The 17,698-nt window shown below is 66.6% G+C and carries 19 protein-coding genes and 1 pseudogene; 2 read left to right on the top strand and 18 right to left on the bottom strand.

What is annotated here, in order from left to right; genetic code table 11:
* Positions 1–153 precede the first annotated feature (153 nt).
* The 14 genes and pseudogenes from ACYX7E_RS09630 to ACYX7E_RS09565 all read right to left on the bottom strand — a co-directional run bounded on the left by ACYX7E_RS09630 (position 154) and on the right by ACYX7E_RS09565 (position 13,863).
* Positions 154–864, bottom strand: coding sequence for a TonB family protein (locus tag ACYX7E_RS09630; RefSeq protein WP_462080363.1), 711 nt, complete (start codon positions 862–864; stop codon positions 154–156).
* A complete protein-coding gene (gene exbD / locus ACYX7E_RS09625; RefSeq protein ID WP_462080362.1) occupies positions 861–1,304 on the bottom strand; it encodes a TonB system transport protein ExbD in 444 nt (147 codons plus the stop codon). The genes ACYX7E_RS09630 and exbD overlap by 4 nt, the downstream gene beginning before the upstream one ends.
* Before the next feature lie 10 nt (positions 1,305–1,314).
* Positions 1,315–2,052: a tonB-system energizer ExbB gene (gene exbB, locus ACYX7E_RS09620; protein WP_462080361.1), complete on the bottom strand. Its 738-nt coding sequence runs from the start codon at positions 2,050–2,052 to the stop codon at positions 1,315–1,317.
* Positions 2,053–2,175: 123 nt separating this feature from the next.
* Positions 2,176–3,306, bottom strand: a complete 1,131-nt coding sequence (locus ACYX7E_RS09615) for a YncE family protein (protein WP_462080360.1) — start codon at positions 3,304–3,306, stop codon at positions 2,176–2,178.
* A 1-nt stretch (position 3,307) separates the two neighbouring features.
* The gene (locus ACYX7E_RS09610) at positions 3,308–3,691 is read right to left on the bottom strand and encodes a hypothetical protein (protein WP_462080359.1); all 384 of its coding nucleotides are present in this window, start codon (positions 3,689–3,691) and stop codon (positions 3,308–3,310) included.
* An 88-nt stretch (positions 3,692–3,779) separates the two neighbouring features.
* Positions 3,780–4,097, bottom strand: a pseudogene (locus tag ACYX7E_RS09605) (DUF3325 domain-containing protein); the annotation flags it as partial.
* Between the two features lie 8 nt (positions 4,098–4,105).
* Complete coding sequence (locus ACYX7E_RS09600) at positions 4,106–5,749, bottom strand: PepSY-associated TM helix domain-containing protein (protein ID WP_462080358.1); 1,644 nt, start codon at positions 5,747–5,749, stop codon at positions 4,106–4,108.
* Positions 5,746–6,072: a DUF3649 domain-containing protein gene (locus tag ACYX7E_RS09595; protein WP_462080357.1), complete on the bottom strand. Its 327-nt coding sequence runs from the start codon at positions 6,070–6,072 to the stop codon at positions 5,746–5,748. The genes ACYX7E_RS09600 and ACYX7E_RS09595 overlap by 4 nt, the downstream gene beginning before the upstream one ends.
* Before the next feature lie 102 nt (positions 6,073–6,174).
* Complete coding sequence (locus ACYX7E_RS09590) at positions 6,175–8,757, bottom strand: TonB-dependent siderophore receptor (RefSeq protein WP_462080356.1); 2,583 nt, start codon at positions 8,755–8,757, stop codon at positions 6,175–6,177.
* 336 nt (positions 8,758–9,093) lie between these two features.
* Entirely contained in the window at positions 9,094–10,047 is a 954-nt protein-coding gene (locus ACYX7E_RS09585; protein ID WP_462080355.1) for a FecR family protein, read from the bottom strand.
* Positions 10,048–10,071: 24 nt separating this feature from the next.
* Entirely contained in the window at positions 10,072–10,620 is a 549-nt protein-coding gene (locus tag ACYX7E_RS09580; RefSeq protein ID WP_462080354.1) for an RNA polymerase sigma factor, read from the bottom strand.
* 214 nt (positions 10,621–10,834) lie between these two features.
* Positions 10,835–11,986 (bottom strand): phospholipase A, encoded by a 1,152-nt coding sequence (locus ACYX7E_RS09575; protein ID WP_462080353.1) that lies wholly within the window; start codon positions 11,984–11,986, stop codon positions 10,835–10,837.
* On the bottom strand, positions 11,983–13,209 hold the full coding sequence (locus ACYX7E_RS09570; protein WP_462080352.1) for a mechanosensitive ion channel family protein: 1,227 nt from the start codon (positions 13,207–13,209) through the stop codon (positions 11,983–11,985). Before ACYX7E_RS09570 ends, ACYX7E_RS09575 begins: the two co-directional genes overlap by 4 nt.
* A 153-nt stretch (positions 13,210–13,362) precedes the next feature.
* Positions 13,363–13,863, bottom strand: a complete 501-nt coding sequence (locus ACYX7E_RS09565; RefSeq protein WP_462080351.1) for a DUF456 domain-containing protein — start codon at positions 13,861–13,863, stop codon at positions 13,363–13,365.
* Between the two features lie 273 nt (positions 13,864–14,136).
* On the opposite strand from ACYX7E_RS09565, the gene ACYX7E_RS09560 reads away from it, so the two are divergent.
* Positions 14,137–14,346, top strand: a complete 210-nt coding sequence (locus ACYX7E_RS09560; protein WP_462080350.1) for a cold-shock protein — start codon at positions 14,137–14,139, stop codon at positions 14,344–14,346.
* Positions 14,347–14,438: 92 nt separating this feature from the next.
* Here the strand turns inward: ACYX7E_RS09560 and ACYX7E_RS09555 are convergent, their stop codons facing one another.
* The gene (locus tag ACYX7E_RS09555; RefSeq protein WP_462080349.1) at positions 14,439–14,912 is read right to left on the bottom strand and encodes a glycine zipper 2TM domain-containing protein; all 474 of its coding nucleotides are present in this window, start codon (positions 14,910–14,912) and stop codon (positions 14,439–14,441) included.
* 235 nt (positions 14,913–15,147) lie between these two features.
* On the bottom strand, positions 15,148–15,651 hold the full coding sequence (locus tag ACYX7E_RS09550; protein ID WP_462080348.1) for a hypothetical protein: 504 nt from the start codon (positions 15,649–15,651) through the stop codon (positions 15,148–15,150).
* Between the two features lie 74 nt (positions 15,652–15,725).
* Between ACYX7E_RS09550 and ACYX7E_RS09545 the strand changes: the two genes are divergently transcribed.
* On the top strand, positions 15,726–16,571 hold the full coding sequence (locus tag ACYX7E_RS09545; protein WP_462080634.1) for a tRNA threonylcarbamoyladenosine dehydratase: 846 nt from the start codon (positions 15,726–15,728) through the stop codon (positions 16,569–16,571).
* Positions 16,572–16,585: 14 nt separating this feature from the next.
* On the opposite strand, the gene ACYX7E_RS09540 is transcribed toward ACYX7E_RS09545, so the two are convergent.
* Positions 16,586–17,416, bottom strand: coding sequence for a TatD family hydrolase (locus ACYX7E_RS09540; protein ID WP_462080347.1), 831 nt, complete (start codon positions 17,414–17,416; stop codon positions 16,586–16,588).
* 27 nt (positions 17,417–17,443) lie between these two features.
* Entirely contained in the window at positions 17,444–17,671 is a 228-nt protein-coding gene (locus ACYX7E_RS09535; RefSeq protein WP_462080346.1) for a DUF6116 family protein, read from the bottom strand.
* Positions 17,672–17,698 lie beyond the last annotated feature (27 nt).

Genomic DNA, 17,698 nt, shown 5'->3' with positions numbered 1-17,698 from the left:
GCCGCGACCGTAGGGCCTGTGAACGAAGACCATCGGCGTAGCCCGTGGCACTGGCCTCGCGCGCCCTGGATCTTCAAGGGCGCAGGCCTTGCCCGGCGGCGGCCTTCAAGGGCAGGGCGTGATGACATTGATGTACATCGACAGTCACGTGCCTCAACGGCGATAGATGAACTGCATCGGCACGATGCGTTCGACCGGCACCTTGACGATCTCGGCAGGTGGTGCCGGCAGCGGCGCCGCGCGCAGCAGCGCCGCGATCGCTTCCTGGTCGAGCACCGCGTGTCCGCTGCTGCGTTCCAGCGCATGCGCCAGCAGCTCGCCATTGCGGCCGACGCTGATGCGCAGGTAGGCCACGCCCTGCTGGCGATTGCTGCGTGCGCGCTGCGGGTAGCGCTGATGGGTTTCCAGGTGCGCCAGCAGCCTGCTTTCCCAACTGGCTGGCGCCAGGTTGTCGCCGCTGGAGCGCACGTTCTGCGGTGCCGCCGAGGTGGCGGCAGGCGGCAGCCTGCTGGGCGGTGGCGCGGTGCTGCGTTCGACCTGTTCCTGCGTGGTGTCTTCGGTCACGGGCTCCTGGTACGGATCGACGACATCGGGCTCAACCTCGGGAACCGGCCGGGGCTCGGGTTTCGGCACCGGTTGCTGCTCCTGTTGGGGCCCCGGCGGGATCTCCTGCGGCGGCGCCGGCGGCGTCACCGGCTCGGGTGCGAGCTCGATCATCACCGCTTCCATCGGTGCTGTGATCGGCGCTGGCTCGGCGCTGCGGGCCGACAGCGTCACCGCGACCGCGACCACATGCACCATCAGCACCACGACCAGGCTGGTGCTCCAGCGCAGGCCTTCGCGGGTGTCCTGCCGGAAGGTCATGGCGCGCCTGCCGCCCGTGCTGGCGCAGCTTCGAGCCCGACCAGCGCGACCTTCAGGTAGCCCGCGTCACGCAGTGCATTCATCGCCTCCATCAGGTCGCCGTAGGGCACGGCCTTGTCGGCGCGCAGGAAGATGCGCTCGTCGCGATTGCGCCGGGTCAACGCATCGAGCGCCGCCTGCAGTGCCTCATGGCTGACCGGCTGCTCGCCCAGGCTCAGGCTCAGGTCGGCCTGCACGGTGACGAAGACCGGTTCGCCTTCCTTCGGCTGCGGCGTCGCCGTCGAAGCCGGCAGGTCGACCGGCACATCGACCGTGGCCAGTGGCGCGGCGATCATGAAGATGATCAACAACACCAGCATGACGTCGATGAAGGGGGTGACGTTGATCTCGTGGTTCTCGTCGAGATCGTCGTCGTCGTGATGGCCCAGGCGTGCACCCATGATCGTCTCCTCAGCGTGCGCTGATCGGGGTGATGCTGGCCGATGCCGCGCCGCGACGGTCGAGGTCGCGCGACACCAGTTGCTGCACCGCCGCCGACAGGTCGCCGATCAGTCCGCGTACGCCCGCAAGCGTGCGGCTGAAGTGGTTGTAGATGACCACGGCCGGAATCGCCGCGACCAGTCCGAGCGCGGTTGCCAGCAGCGCTTCCGCGATGCCGGGGGCGACCACTGCCAGGTTGGTGGTGTTGGATTCGGCGATGCCGATGAAGCTGTTCATGATGCCCCAGACCGTTCCGAACAGGCCCACGAACGGCGCTGTTGCACCGATCGTCGCCAGCAGGCCGGTGCCCTTGCGCAGGTGGCGGGAATAGCCGGTTTCGAGTCGGTCCAGGCGCGAGGCGACGCGCTCCTTGATGCCGGCCTTGTCGGAGACGTCCAGCGACAGCCGCAGTTCGGTTTCGGCCGCATCCAGCAGCTGTTGCGGGATGCCCGAGGCGAGGCTGGATTCGTCGCTGGCGTCCGAGAGGCGCGACGATTGCAGCAGCGCCTGGCGTGCGGCGCGCAGCGTGCGGTCGATCTTCAGCAGTTCCCACGCCTTGGCGACCAGCACGGTCCAGGTGACGATGGATGCGAAGGCCAGGCCGATCATGACCGCCTGCACGACCCAGTCTGCATTCTGGTACATGCCCCAGGGCGTGAGGTCGTGGCCGATGGCGGGAACAACGGGAAGGACAGCGGGGATCGACATGGCGTTTTCCGTGGAGCGGGACAGGAGAATGGGCGGGGCAAGCGGTGCCCGTGGACGTCGTGGACATCCATTGCGACCGCTGATGCGGCGCGGACGCGGCCGGAGCCGCGCCCGCGGGGTGGCTTACTGCAGTGGAATGCGGACGATGCCTTCCGGCGTGTCCGCACCGCGACCGTTCTTGACGCTGACGTACAGCGTCTGGCCGTCATCGGACAGCGCCAGGCTGTTGGGATGCGGCGGCAGGTCGAGGGTGTGCTTGACGGCGTAGCTGGTGGCATCGATGACGCTCAGGTGCCCGCTGCCGTCCTTGGTCTCGCGATTGACGCCGCGATCGGTCAGGTAGATCTCCTGGCGCACCGGATTGAACAGGATGTCGAGCGTGCCAACGCCCGCGGGCACGGTCTTGATGACCTTGCCGGTGTTGGTGTCGAACACCACCAGGCTGCTGGTGCTGGCGTCGCTGGCGAACAGGCGGTTGGACGCCGGGTCGACCGCCAGGTTGATGAAGTAATGCGCGTCGGCTTCGCCCGTGTCGAAGCGGTTCACGACCTTGCCGCTGTCCGGATCGACGACCGCGATTTCCTGGGTGCCGCCATGACCCACATACAGGCGCTTGTTCTGGCTGTCGTAGGCCGCGCCGGTCGGGTACTTGCCCAGCTTCTCCAGCGTGTGCAGGATCTTGCCGCTGGCGCCATCGACGATCCACAGGCGGCCTTCGGTTTCCTCCGGATTGGTCACGAACAGACGGTTGCCGGCCTCGTCGACGATGACCTTGCGGGTATGCGCGGCATTGCCTTCGGCGTCGGTCTTGCCGAGCTGGAAGACACCCTTGGTCGTGCCGGTCCCGGCATCGAGCGCGGTGACCGAACCATCCAGGGTGTTGCCGATGTACAGCGTGTTGGTGTTGCGGTTGAGGCCGAGCGCGAACGAGCGGCGTTCGACCGGATACTCGTGCTTGATGTCGAGCGTGGTGGCATCGAGCTGGTAGATGCGCCCGCCGTCCTTGGCATCGAAGCCAGTGCTGGCCGCGAACAACGAGGAGGACGCGGGATCGAACGCGATTTCATACAGGCCCTTGCTGACGTCCTTGCGCTGCGGTTGCAGCACGATGGCGCTGTCGGCCGCGGCGGGTTCTCTGGCGGGATTCGCGGTCTGCGCCGCAGGCGCGGTGGGGGCGTCGGTGGACGGCTTGCAGGCCATCAACGCCAGAGGGAGGGACAGTGCGAGCAGCAGGGGGTGGCGTAGGCGGGTCATGTCATCGGGTCTCTTTGCGGGTGAGGGCAGCGCGGCTGCGCTGGGAAGGCCGCTGGCGGAGCGCGCGGGAAGGCTGGCGCGCCGACGGAGGTTCGCCGGGCGCGGGCTGGCCCGGCAGGGGGTGCGCGAGCAGGCCGGCACTCTGGAAGTCGTTGAGCACGCGATAGATCGTCGATGCCTGGAACGGACGTCCGCTGGCCGCGAGCTGGCGTTGCATCGCTGCGACTCCGGGTCTGGACTGGTCGGCGTCGTCGTCGGGACGGTCCAGCAGCAGGCACAGCACCAGCCGGCGTGCGCTGGTCGCGCGCAGTCCGTGCCGGCGCAGTTGTGCGTTGCACGCCAGCATCAGGTCCTGCTCGTTGAGGCGTCGCTTCGCATCAGACATGGCGGCCCGTGACTCCTGTCGCATGTGCGGCAGGCGCCGAGGCGGTCGTCGTCGGCACGCCGGGCGAGCGCAGCGCGGCCACGCCCAGCAGCACCAGCGCCAACAGCGGCAACGCGACCGCGGCCGGCACGATCCACTGCGGGCGATACGGCAGCAGACCATAGACCAGCACGCCGCCGGACAAGGTCAGCGCGCCCAGCAGCAACACCGGCCCGATGTTCCAGTCGGCGATGACGATGGCCAGCGCGAACGCCAGCGTCAGCACCGCCCAGCCCAGCACGCGCAGCCGTCGAAGGCGTGCTGCGGGCACGGGCTTGCGGCCATGGACATCCTGGTGATGGCGTTCCATGGCCAGGCACAGCGCAGCAAAACCACTGAACGACAGTGCCAGCAACAGCACGATCATGGCCGCGTTCATGGCGTCACCGCCGGGGTTGCGTCGATGGTGGCCGCCGGGGTGGCCGTCTGCTTCGCACGCTTCTGTGCCGCGCTCAGTGGCGGCGTCCAGCGCTGCACGCGGACCGCCGTGTAACAGATCACAACGCCGATCGCGCAGGTCACGATGTCGACGCCTGCGACGGCCCAGTCGCCTTCGGACAGCGTGTGCCCGAGGTGGCGCGTCGAGGTCAGCAGGTTGAGCAGCGGGATGGCCGCGAACAGCAATCCGCCGATCCACAACTGCAGGCTCCACATCCGTCGACGCGGCCAGAGGAAGGCAAGGACCAGCGCTGCAGCCCAGGCATAGAAGAACACGTTGGCTTCGCCGCGCGGACGTTCCGCCATGTCCAGCGGCAACAGCCGGTTGGCCCAGAAGTACGCGGGGAACGCGATCGTCAGGCCGGCGACAGTGCCGATGTTGAGCGCGTCGACCAGCCGCAGGCCAAAGCTGATCCGGCCGCTCTTGGCATGCTTCTGGCGTTCCTTGACCGCCCACAGCACCACGCCGCTGGCGACCATCAGGCAGCCGGCAAGGCCGGAGATGAAGAACAGCGCATGCATCGGCCAGCCGCCGAAGCGCGCGACGTGCAGGCCGTACATCACGTTGCGGGTCTCGCTGGCCCCGCCCGGAGGATGCGAGTTCTCCATGACCTGTCCGGTCACTGCATCGATGCGGATCGCCGGCGTCTGCGTCGAGATCCGCTTGCCTTCGGTCTGACGCGCCTCGAACACCGCGTTGCGGTCGCCGGGGTTGTGCATCGTGAACGCATCCACGTCACGGTCCTGCCATTGGCCGCGTGCGATCGCCAGCAGTTCGTCGACGGATCTGGCGGCCATCGGTTCGCCACTGGCCGGACGGACGTCGGCCATGCCGCCGAAGGCCTCGGTGAAAAACGCGTCCTCATCCTGCGGATAGGCGACTTTGACGCCCCACGGCAGGTACATGAACATCAGCGTGACGATGCCGGTGTAGGTGATCATTGCGTGGTAGGGCAGTGCGAACACCGCGCTGGCGTTGTGGAAATCCAGCCACGAGCGCTGTCCCTTGCCGGGGCGGAAGGTGAAGAAGTCGGTGAAGATCTTCTTGTGGGTCACCACGCCGGTGATGATCGCGACCAGCATGAACATCGCACAGAAACCGACCAGCCACCGGGCCCACAACACCGGGATGTAGTACAGGTCGAAATGCAGCCGGTAGAAGAAGTCGCCGCCGCGCGTCTCGCGTGCCTTGACCTCCTGTCCGGTGCTCGCGTCCAGCGTGGCATCGCCGAAGCGGCCATCGCGTCCGCGGCCACGCCTGCGCTCGCCTTCCGGGCGCGGCTTGACCATCGATTCCGGATTGCGCCAGAACATCCGCAGCGCGGGATTGCGTTCGCCGGGCAGGGTCACGGTCCACTGCTCGGCCTTCGGCGCCTTGGTGGCCAGGTAGGCCAGCGCGCGCTCGGCGGCGAGGTCGGCCTCGACGCGTTGCCCGGTCAGCTCCGGCTTCATCCAGCGCGTGATCTCGTCGCGGTAATAGCTGGCGGTGCCGGCCATGAAGATCAGCAACAGCAGCCAGCCGACCAGCAGGCCAGTCCAGGTATGCAGCCAGGCCATCGATTGGCGGAAACCCTGCTTCATGCGGCCACTCCCTGCAACAGGCGCAGTCCGCCGTAGCACAGTGCGGCCGGCAACAGGATGCCGACCCAGGCGCGCAATGCGGTACGGGTCGCGAACGCCCACATCGCTGCACAGGCGTACAGCACGATGCCCAGCAGCATGCCGGTCAGCACGGACTGGCTGCGGTGCATCGGCAACGCCAATGACAGGAAGGCGGTGAAGCTGGCCGCAAGCGCATAGCCGCCGAAGATGGCGGCCAGCGCACGCGACAGCACCTGGACCCAGGCTGCCGACAGCCACGCTTGCAGGCGTTGGCGGACGGCGGGATGGCTGGCAGTGTTCAAGAGAGTGCTCGCTGGGAGGGTCTGGATGACAGGGGGGAGGTGTCGGTGGAGCACCCGGTCACGACCTGTGGGAAGAATCCAGGCCGTGACCGGGGTGGAACATCAGAAGCGGTAGCGCAGGGACAGCCTGTAGTCGCGAGGCGTGCCCCAGGTCACGCCGCTGTAGAAGCCGACGCGGTTGTAGTACTCCTTGTCCAGCAGGTTATTGACGTTGAAATTCAACGACAGCTGTTCGCTGACCTGGTAGTGCGCCGACAGGTTCAGCAGATAGAGACTGGGTTGCACGATCCTGCGCGATTCGGTGATCGCGCGGCCCGTCACGGGATTCACCTGGCCGGTCGGGACGCTGTTGACGTTGGCCCAGGTCTCGCTCTGCCAGGTCACGCCGCCGCCGATGCTCAGCTTTTCCAGTGCGCCGTCGAAACGGTAATTCGTGCGCAGCCGCAACAGTTTTGATGGCAGGTAGGTGGTGATCGCGGCGCCGTTCTTGTCTTCCATGTCGACGCGCGTGTAGCCACCGGCCACGCTCCAGTTGGCGGAGATGTCGCCCTGGACCTCGAGCTCGTATCCGTTGATCCGGTTGCCTTTGCCGGTCGAGCGATAGGCCAACTCGGAGGTGCCTGGAATGAAGCGGTAGCCGGCCGGGTTGTAGCCTTCGGGCGGGTTCAGCGGATCGAAACTGCCATCCTCGAGGCGACCGTCGTCGTCGATCTCGGCGAGGTTGTCCTTCTTGCTGCGGAAAGCGGCGATCGACGCATTCAAACCACCATCGAAGAACTCGCCCTTGAGCCCGACCTCGTAGTGGTTGCCCTCGATCGGGTCGATGTACTCGCCGCGATAATCGCGTGCGTTCTGCGGCGTGAAGATGTCCGTGAAGCTGGCGTAGGCGGTCAGGTATTCGCCGACATCGACCTGCAGGGCCGCATAGGGCGTGAACACGTCCTCGATGCCGTAGCCGGTCCGGGCATAGTTGCCGGTGGTGTCATTGCGCGTGAAACTGTACTTCTCCCAGTCGCCATAACGACCGCCGATGATGGCCTTGACCGGATCGGCAATGTTGATGCGTGCAGCGAAGTACACGGCCGACTGCTTGTATTCGGAATAGCTGCTGTCGTAGTCCTCGTACTGGATCTGGTACTGCGGGACGTTGCCGTCCCAGTTGCGCCAGTCGGGGATCACGGTGAAGAAATCGGCAGGCAGGATGTCGCTCGCTGCGGGCGTGTGGTTCTCGCCTTCGGCATTGGTGTAACCGACATTGATTTCATGACGGCGACCGAACAGGGCGAAGGCGCCGCCAAGCTGGGCATCCCAGGTGCGATCGGTCGCGTAGTTGTCGCCGCCGCCCCACCAGGCCGACTTGCCGGTGCCGTCAGGATTGGGGAAGTAGCCGTTGCCGCCGAACCAGCGGTGACCGTAGACCTTCTGGTCGTCCTTGGTGAAGCTGAGCTTGAGGTTCCAGTCTTCATTGAAGGCATGTTCGACGCGTGCGAACCATTGCTTCTGCATCGTCGCCCACTGGCTCCATCGCGCCGCCGTGTTGAACGACGAGGGCAGGTTCGCCAACGAACCATCGGACAGCCAGTAGGGAATGGTGCCCCAGGTCACGCCCGAGTTCTCGGGCTTCTGGTACGTGTAGCCAACGGTCAGCAGGGTTTTCTCGGTCAGGTCGCCTTCCAGCGTGCCGAAGAAGATTTCCTTGTCCGAGGTATACCAGTCGCGGAACGAATCGCTGGTCTGCTTGACGGCGACTGCGCGGCCACGGATGCGGCCGTCCAGCGCAAGCGGGCCGCCGATGTCGAACTCGAGGCGATGGCTGTTCCAGCGTCCCGTGGTCAGTCCGACGCTCGCGGCGAATGCATTGGTCGGGCGCTTGCGGACCTGGTTGATCGTACCGCCCGGATCGCCGGCACCCAGCGTCAGTCCACCTGCGCCGCGCAACACTTCGATGCGGTCATAGATCGCCGGATCGCTGATGACGCGCGTATAGCCGTTGCTGAAGGCATTGTTGATGCCATCGACCTGGTACGTGCTGATGCTGTAACCACGCGACATGTAGTTCACGCGTTCGGTATCGGTGATGCTGACCGCGATGCCGGTGGTCTGTTCCAGGATGTCGGTCATGGTCTGCGCGCCCATGTCCTCGATCTGCTGACGCGTCACCACGGTGACCGATTGCGGGGTCTCGCGCAGCGACAGGCCCAGGCGCGTCGCGGTATTGGCCTGCGGCGTCGTGTACGAGCGCGTGCCTTCACTGACCACGTTGCCGCCACCGCCACCACCCCCACCGACGATCCGTACCGCGTCGGTGACCTGCACGTCGCCGCTCCCGACCGGAGCCTGCTCCAGCGCGATGGTGCTGTTGTCGACCACGCGCCAGGTCAGGCCGGTGCCGGCCAGCAGCTTGCCGAGCGCTTCGGTGGCGGACTGGCGGCCATCGACCGCCTGCGCGTTGACGCCCGAGGGCAGGCCGGACGGGACGACGATCTGGACGCCGGTCTGCGCAGTAAAGTCGGCCAGCGCGGCCGGCAGCGGCTTGGCCGGGATCGACAGCGCGTGCTGCGCGGTGGTGCCGCCGGATTGTGCGAGAGCCGGTTGCAGCAGGCTGCCACCGAGGGCGGCGGCCAGCACGGCGACGGTCAGCGCGTGGCGGCGCAACGGTGTTGAAGAGGAGAGCGGGCGCAACATGTGGGATTCCTGGGGTTGTGCAAGGGAGCCCGATTCATCGGGTGTCGCAATGCACAACGAGTGACGAATGAGAATCACTCATGCTTGTCGAAGCAACAATCGGTGTTTCCACCTAAGCAGACGGCATGGCGGTGTCCGGGGCTGCGGGCCGGGTCTAGGGCGGGCGACGCACCTGCCTGCCGCGCGATGGCCACAGAACCTGTTTACGATCTGTCGCGAGCGCTGGCAGCTGGCGTGTGGTGGAGCGCAGAAAGCGCACTGTATGTAGCGATACATGAGCAACCGAGCACCGCACGCGCGCCAGCTGGCAAGCGCAGCAAGATCGTAAACAGGTTCTCAGTGGATGATCGAGGCGATCCCCGGGACCCGGGTCACGCGCAGCCCGAGGCTGTGTTCGAGCGCGCGCAGCGCGGTGCCGGTGTCGTCGATCCTGAAGGTGCCGGTAACGGCGTGGCCGCGCAGCGCGGCATTCGCCAGCACGATGCGCTCGCCGCTATAGCGGTTCAGGTCCAGCACGACCTGGGCCAGCGGCGCGTCCTGGTACAGCAGGACGCCTTGCTGCCACGCGCCCAGGGCGCGCACATCGACCTGCTGGCGACGGGGCTGGCGCAGGTCATTGCCCCATTTCACGCGCTGTCCGGCATGGACTTCGAATGCCCGCGCGCCGACACCCTCGATCCGGACCGCGCCTTCCTCGACCACGGTATTGGCGCCGCCTTCGCGGCGGTCGACGACGAAGCGCGTGCTGAGATCGTGGATCTCGGCCTTGCCGCTGCGCACCACGAACGGCGTGTCGATGTTGGCCACATGGAACGCGGCACGGCCACGCCGCAGGGTGATCCAGCGCCCGTGCGCGCTGATGTCGAGGTCCAGCGCGGTGTCGCCGTCGAGCAGCAGCGTCGAGCCATCGTCCAGCGTGATCCGCCGTTGTTCGCCCGGCGTGGTCGAGATGTCGGCCACGCTGCGCTGGTAAAGGCCCGGATCGCGCCATGTGCCAGCGGCCGCGACGGTGCAGGCCAGCACGCTGGCGGCAAGCCCCCAGCGGACCAGTGGACGGCGCTTGCGCGGTGGCGGCGGGCGATACCAGCCGCCTTCGCCAACGGCGGCGGCCGGTTGCGCCAGGGTTTCCCACACCTGCAGCTGCTCGTGCCAGGCCTGCAGGTTGGCCGGCGATTCCAGCCAGGCCAGGAAGCGCGCGCGTTCGAGTTCGTCGGGCGCGCCACGCATGCGCGCGAACCAGGCAATGGCGGCTTGCTGGGCGGTATCGGGAGGTTGGCGAGTGCTCGACATGGCTGACCTGGTAGGCGGGCTGGGCTAGGTGGTTCTTCGTAAAGAACGGACCACCGGGTGCTTTCCCTCATCGCGTGCGCCGCCGTCCATCGCCTGTCGTGATGCCAGGCAGCGCCGGCATGCTTCCATCGCCCGGATCATGTCCTTCTCGACGGTGCTTAGGGAGACGCCCAGCGCGGCGGCGATCCTGGGATAGCTCATGCCGTCCAGGCGTTGCATCAGGAAGATCCGCTGGGTGCGGATCGGCAAGGCCCGCAAGGCCTGCTGCAGGCCCTGCAACTGGTCCGAGGACTGCAGGTGGCGTTCCGGGGTGTCTTCGGACAGCGGTTCTTCCGGGGCCAGCGCGGCGTGCTGCTGGCGGATCCGGGTGGCGCGCAGGTGGTCGATGGCCAAGTTCTGCCCGGTCCGCAGCAGCAGGTTGGCGTCACCCGGGCCCAGCTTGCGGTCACGCAGGCGCAGGATCGTGTCCTGGGCAATGTCCTCGGCCATCGCCCGGCAACCAACGATGCGCTCGACGAAACGGATCAGCCGTGTCCGCTCGCGCTGGAACAGTTCGATAGTGGCCGGATCCATGCAGGGCAAAGGCGGGAGAGATGAAGTGGATGAGAATAATACGCATTCACGTTCATTGCCAGCGTGGCAGTCCGGTGCACGGTGTCGCGACCATGGGATGGAGGCTTTGTCCGGCCCGTCGATCCAGGCATGCAGGCGCGCACCATCGCCGCCGGGGCGAGGCGGCGGCGACATGAAGATGGCGACGGAGGGCGGCCTCAGGCGGCCGTGGGACTCAGAACCATTCCAGCAGCGAGACACCCAGGCCGACGTAGGTCGACTTGTGGTTGTAGTCGATCAGGCTCTCGCCATAGCCGTTGAACACCTGCAGGTGGCCGCGGAAATTGCGGTGGATCGGGAAGCCCCAGTCGAACTGCAGCGCGCCATGCGAGCGGTCGCCGCCGCGCAGCGAATGGCGGGCCATCAGCGAGAACTCGTGGCGTCCGCGGATGTGGGTCAGGGTCGCGTCGCCACGGCCTGCGAAATCGGCGATGTCGGGATTGTCATCGTCGTTGCCGTCGGGAATCCGGTACCACGGGCGCAGCATCAGCGCCCAGTTGTCGCGATCCAGGCCGATGTTGAACATCACCCGGTTCCAGCTGCGCGACAGCGGATCGCTGCGGCCGTTGGACTGGTGGTTGATGCCGACTGCAGCCATGCGGCCTTTCCAGCCGGCGATGCTGTAGCCGTTGCGGAACACCAGCAGGGCTTCGGGTTCGTAATTGGTTTCGCGGAACGGCCGCGACATTTCGCTGTTGTAGACCTGCCAGCGCGAACTCTGCGTATAACCCACCCAGACATCGCCGTTGTCGCCGAACAGGTCCTCGGCGACCTTGGTCTTGAAGCTGATCTGGAACTTGGCTTCCAGCGAGTCGAGTTCCTGCGGCTCGCTGACGGTATTGCGGGGATTGGGCGAATGCGGCGTGGTGTTGACGTTGCTGCTCCAGAACGCGGGCAGCAGATAGACCGGCTTGTAGGCGCGCAGGTTGAACGCCCCCAGCTTCGAGTCCTTGGCCAGCTCCCAGCGCGTATCCAGCAGCGATCCCTTGCCGGCATTGGCCAGCACTTCGGCATTCTCGGCGTCGTGCACGAACAGGTCGTTGATCGCGCGGCGGGCGCGTTCACGGCGTGTCAGTTCGTCGGCATCGGTGGCCTGGCTCGCTTCGGCCTGCGCCTGGCGCCGGACTTCGAGCGCGGCTTCGTCGGCCTGTTCCGGGCTGCGGCTGCCGCGTCCGGCGGCGGCGTCGTAGCAGGCCAGGCGCAGGGCATCGCTTTCCATCGCGGCGCAGGCCTCGATGTTGCTGGGTGTCGTGGACTGGGCATGGGCCGCGGGCGTGGCCAGCAATGCGCTGCCCATCAGAAGCAGGGTTCGGGAGGCGACGCTCATGTCGGGTCCTTCTGGGGGGCGGGCTGGCGGGGTTCGAGCAGGTTCTGGAAGTCGCTGCTTTGCTGGGCCTGGGCAAGCTGCTCGTCGATGTCAGTGTTGACCGAGGTATCGGCGCCGACGTCGTGCGAGGGTTCGTTGGCGACGGCGCTGGCGGCCGCGCTGGGGGCTGCGGCGGTCGCGGCGGCCTCGGCTTCGGTGCCATTGACGACGTGGTACACGGTGCGCGGAGATTCGATGCCGGCCTTCGAGAATGCAGCCTTGACCTGGCGGATGCACTCGCTGCGGACCTTGCCAAGGTCGCTTTCGCGCTGGTTCACCCAGCCGAAGAAGCGCAGCACAATCCCGGCTGGCGTGTACTCGACGACCGTCCACGACGGTTTGGGGTCGTCCAGCACGCCGTCGATCGTGGCGATGCGGCCCATCGCGAGTTCCTGCGAGGCGTGGATGGACTGCGCACCGTCGATGGTGATGCTGAAATCGAAGCGGCGCTTGGGGTTGCGGCTGTAGTTGAGGATGATCGCCTTGAACACCAGCGCGTTCGGCAGGCGCAGTTCATTGCCTTCCAGCGTCATCAACTGGGTGGCGCGCGAGCTGAGTGCGACCACGCGGCCTTCGTTGCCGTCGATCTTGACGTGCTCGCCTGGCGCGAACGGCCGGCGCAGGCTCAACAGGATGCCGGCGATATAGTTCTCGGCGATGTCCTTGAACGCGAAGCCCATGACCAGGCCGACCACGCCTGCCGAGCCGAGGACCGCACTCACCAGCGGCGTCGCGTCCAGCATGTCGAGCGCGATGACCACGCCCGACAGCACGATGACGATCTTGACCGCGCCGCGCAGCATGCCGTCGAGATAGGGATTGTCGGTGCGCAGTCGCAACCAGTGCAGCCTGCGCGAGATGAAGCCGCCCAGCCACGACGCGATCATCACGATCAGGATCGCGACCAGCAGCAACGGTGCCGCCGAGACCAGCTTCAGCATCTTGTCGGTGGCATTGCCGAACGCGAAGTCGAGCCGCTTGGCGACATTGGTATCCGCCGGCAGGTCCAGCAGATCGGGCTGCGCGGGCGGCGTGGCGGCCGGTGTCTGCGCATGCAGCTCGGGCGCGAAGCCGATCATCCAGCCGAGCGCCAGCAGCAGCGCCAGGGCGGCCAGTGCATTGCGGATCGCGTAGGGATGGAATACAAGCCGGTCAGGGAAGGCGGAGCGCGTCGGTATCGGCATCGGGCACGGGAGTGGGGTGACTGCGATGCAGTCTAAGCCAAGGCCCGGGAAACCGACGTTGACGCGCCGCACACGCGCTGAGCGCCGACCTGGGACGCCCAAGCGGTCTCGCCGAGATGGTCATGCCAGGTGAACCCGCTGATGTGAGCGTGATCAGGTGAACCAGGCCAGCGCGAAGATGCCCAGCATCGCGAAGGCCAGCATCAGCTTCAGCGCGATGCCGAACGCGATCCCCATCCAGGTGCCGACGCCGACGCGGGCGGCGGGCCCGATCTCGGCATGATGGAAACGACCGCGGGCCAGGAGCTCACCGATGACCGCGCCGGCGAAAGGGCCAACGAACAGGCCCGGTATCCCGAAGAACATGCCCGCGAAGGTGCCCAGCACCGCGCCGATGATCGCCTTGCGGCTGGCGCCGACGCGTTTGGCGCCGATCGCGGTCGCCCACAGGTCGACCAGCAGCGACAGTCCGGTCAGCAGTCCCAGGATCACCAGCACCCAGACGCCGATCTGTTCGAAGCCGCCCGCCCAGGCGGCCAGCAGCATGCCTGCGAACACCAGTGGCAGGCCGGGGAGGGCGGGCAGGATCGTGCCGGCCAGGCCCACCAGCACCAACAGCACCGCAAGCGCGTACCAGATCGACTGTAAGTCCATGAATTTTCTTCAGGTTTTCGGCGTAAGGCCGCAGATGGCGGGAGTGGTTTGCATTTTGTCAAATGCCGGGGTAATTTTCGATTGCTGTGTTTGTCAAGGCCCTAAAGTCAGTACGACCGGGCTGGAGTGGATTCGTGTTGTACGACATCTGTGTGGGGCGGTTCCATTGTCCGTGACATCGTTGCACCTCGCTTCCTCATTGCAAGCAGCCGTCGGTACGCCGGCGTTTCATCGATCCTAGACTCAATCGAATTGTTCCAGGGAGTGATGCAAATGGCAGAGCGCGAAACCGGTACCGTGAAGTGGTTCAACGACGCCAAGGGATTTGGCTTCATCAGCCGGGAAAATGGTCAGGACGTCTTCGTACACTTCAGGGCCATCCAGGGGCAGGGCTTCAAGAGCCTGAAAGAAGGCCAGACGGTGACCTTCACCGTGGTCGAAGGGCAGAAGGGGTTGCAGGCGGACGCGGTGGAACCGCAGTAAGCGAGGCTGCGGAAGCGGACATGGCATGACGAAAAAGCCCGGTCGAGAGACCGGGCTTTTTCCTTGTAGGGCTCCGTTTGGATGCGAGCAGGTCAGTAGGCGATCACGCGACCGTTCTGCACGCGTACCGCGCTGCCCTGGCGCAACCCGCCGACATCGGACTGGCTGATGACCGTGGTGCGGCCGTCGCTCATGCGCACGTGCACCAGGTAGCCCTGGTTCTCGACGCGGTTCTGGATCGCGTTGCCGGCCAGCGCGCCACCGACGGCACCGGCAGCAGTGGCGACGTTGCGGCGGCCATCGCTGTCGGTGTTGCGACGGGCGAGTTCCTTGCCAGCCACGGCGCCGACGATGCCACCCAGGATCGGACCGGCGACGTTGGTGCCCTGCTGGGTCGATGCGCGTTCGATCGCGATGACGGTGCCGCAGTCATAGCAGTTGGACGCATTCGGTGCCGGTCCGTACCCGCTGCCATAACCAGGACCGTAGCCCGGCGATGTGCTGGCGCAGCCGACCGCAGCCAGCGATGCGATGAGGATCATGGTTCCGGGAAGACGCAACTTCATGGCTCGCTCCTGTGTCGGGGTCGACCGACGTGCTGTTCGGTGACGCCAACACTAGGCGCGGCCGCGTGAACGCACCGGCAATCCGACGCGTCCACACATGGCGATGTGCGGATTCGTGCAGCTTCGATTCAGGGCGTGGGTAACGTCTGCCGTCCGGTAGTCCGGCAAGTGATGCGAAGCGGTCGGCAAGACGCGGCCGTCAGCGCGCTGACACCCGCCATGCAGCTGGGTTGCCTCAGTTGGCGAAGTCCTGGTGACAGGCCTTGCAGGTCTCGCCGACCTTGGCCTGGACGTCCTTCAAGCTGTTGCAGTTCAACGGCGGCGAGGCCAGCGCACTGTCCAGCGTGGCACGGAACTGTCCGGCGTGGGCGATGAAGCGCTTGTCGGTGCCAAGCTCGCCAAATGCGGGTTCGAGGTCGTTGCCGAGGCTGCGCAGCGACTGCAGGTGCGGCAGCAGATCGGTCGGGCTGCAGCGGTTGGCGTCGGCACTGGCGGCCAGCTGGGACGCGTGGGCCTGCATCAGTCGCATCGCCGCATGCGGGTAGTGGTCCTGCCAGGTCTTGCGAGCATCGATCGCCCGCAGCCCCATGACCACCCCGACCGCGCCCAGCACCAGGCCGAGCAGGAACAGGAACAGGTAGCGGCCGGCCGCGGAGGGCTTGGCCTTCACCGTGCCGCCTGGCGGGGTGCTGCCTGCGGGCGACGAAGAGGGACGGTTGGCGTCTGGCGGTGTCGACATGGCTGGCTCCTGGCTGGCGTGGGCCAGACGATAGCATGCGTCCAAGGCGCTAAAATGCGCCGATGGATGAATTGATGGATGAAATCTGGTCGGCACGTTTCTCGGGCATCGACCGTCTTTACGGGCGCGGTGCAGTGCAGCGTTTTGCGCGCAGCCGGGTGGCCATCGTCGGTCTGGGGGGGGTCGGTTCGTGGGTGGTCGAGTCGCTGATCCGCAGCGGGGTTGGCGCGTTGACCCTGATCGATGCCGACGATATCTGCGTGTCCAACACCAACCGCCAGTTGCCGGCGCTGGAAGGGCAGTACGGTCGCAACAAGGCCGAAGCCATGGCCGAGCGCTGCCGGGCGATCAACCCGTCCGCAAAGGTCGAGGCGGTAGCGGAGTTCCTGACGGCCGGCAACCTCGAGGCCTTGCTGGATCGCCAGTTCGATCTTGTCATCGACGCCTGCGACAGTTTCCGCAGCAAGGTCGAACTGATCGCCTGGTGTCGCCGGCGCAAGCAGGCGGTCATCACCGTCGGCTCGGCGGGCGGTCGCATCGATGCCACGCTGGTACGGGTACGCGACCTGTCGCGGACCGAGCACGATGCGATGCTGGCCCTGGTCCGCAAGAAGCTGCGCAGCGAGTTCAATTTCCCCAAGAACGCACAGCGTTACTTCGGCGTGTCGGCGGTGTATTCGCTGGAGAACGTCAACTATCCGCAGCCCGACGGCAGCGTCTGCGGCCTGCGTCCCGCGGTGGGACCGGATGCGGCCCTGAAGCTCGACTGCGGCGCGGGTCTCGGCGCGGCCACGCACATTACTGGTGCGTTCGCGTTCGCCGCGGCGGGCAAGGCGCTTGAGCTGCTGTTGAAACAGTCGCTGGCGCGCGATGCCCAGGCCGCTGTTGACGTGGCTACGGCGGCTGCGGCCGCACTGTAGGTGCAAGGCGCCTACTAGGCGCTCGCGGCCAATCCGAACAGCCGGCGCGCGTTGGCGCTGGTGACGGCCGCAATCTCTTCCACGGGCCGGCCGCGCAGGTCGGCGATGGTGTCGGCGATGCGCGCCAGGCGTGCCGGTTCGTTGCGCTGGCCGCGGATGCCGCTGTCGGGCTGGTCCGGGGCGTCGGTTTCCAGCAGCAGGTGCTCCAATGGCATCGTCGCGACCAGCTTGCGCAGGCGCTGCGCCCGGTCGTAGGTCACCGGACCGCCGAGGCCGAGCATGAATCCGAGTTCCCACAGTTGCCGCGCCTGTTCGGGGCTGCCGGAAAAGCTGTGGATCACGCCGCGCAAGCGGCCGACGCGGCGGATCGATGCAATGACGGCATCGACGGAGCGCCGCGCATGCACGATCAATGGCAGGTCGAACGTGCGCGCCAGCGACAGCTGCGCATCGAAGTAGAACTGCTGCGCATCACGGTCGAGATCCTCGACGAAGTAATCCAGCCCGCACTCGCCGATGGCGACCGGACGCTCGCGTTCGATCCACGCGCGCAACAGGTCCACGTGCGCCGGCTGGTGCTGGGCAAGGAACATCGGATGCATGCCATAGGCGGGATACAGGCCGTCGCCCAGCGCGCAGGCGTGCTTGAGTGCCTCCCAGCGGCCGGCATCGACCGCGGGCAGTATCTGCACCATCACGCCGGCGGCGCGGGCGCGCGCGACGACCTCGCTGCGGTCGTCGTCGAACTCGGGAGCGTCCAGGTGGCAATGGCTGTCGACCAACCCCCAGGGTGGTCGATCGGCGCCGTCCAGCGTGCCGATACCCCTGCCGGGGTTGCGGCTCATGGGAGCGGTGTCATGTCCCGGCAAGGCTCAGGACCGGGTCGCGCGGCCGTCGACCGGCGGCGCCTTCGGCGGGGCCTTCGACTTGCGGCTTGCCAGCAACAGGGTGGTCAGGCCCAGCAGCAGCTCGTCGACGAACGGGATCGGGTCGGGAATCAGCACATTGATGCCGAAGAGCACCGCGGCGATCGTGAACAGGCGGGGGTGGCTCAGGCGGCCCAGCCAGCCCAGCAGGGGGACAAGCAGCGGATTGGCCATGACGTGCTCCGTGCCCGCAGGCGTTTG

The sequence above is a fragment of the Luteimonas sp. RIT-PG2_3 genome (assembly GCF_054902115.1).
This window is presented reverse-complemented; position numbering and strand designations above follow the sequence as displayed.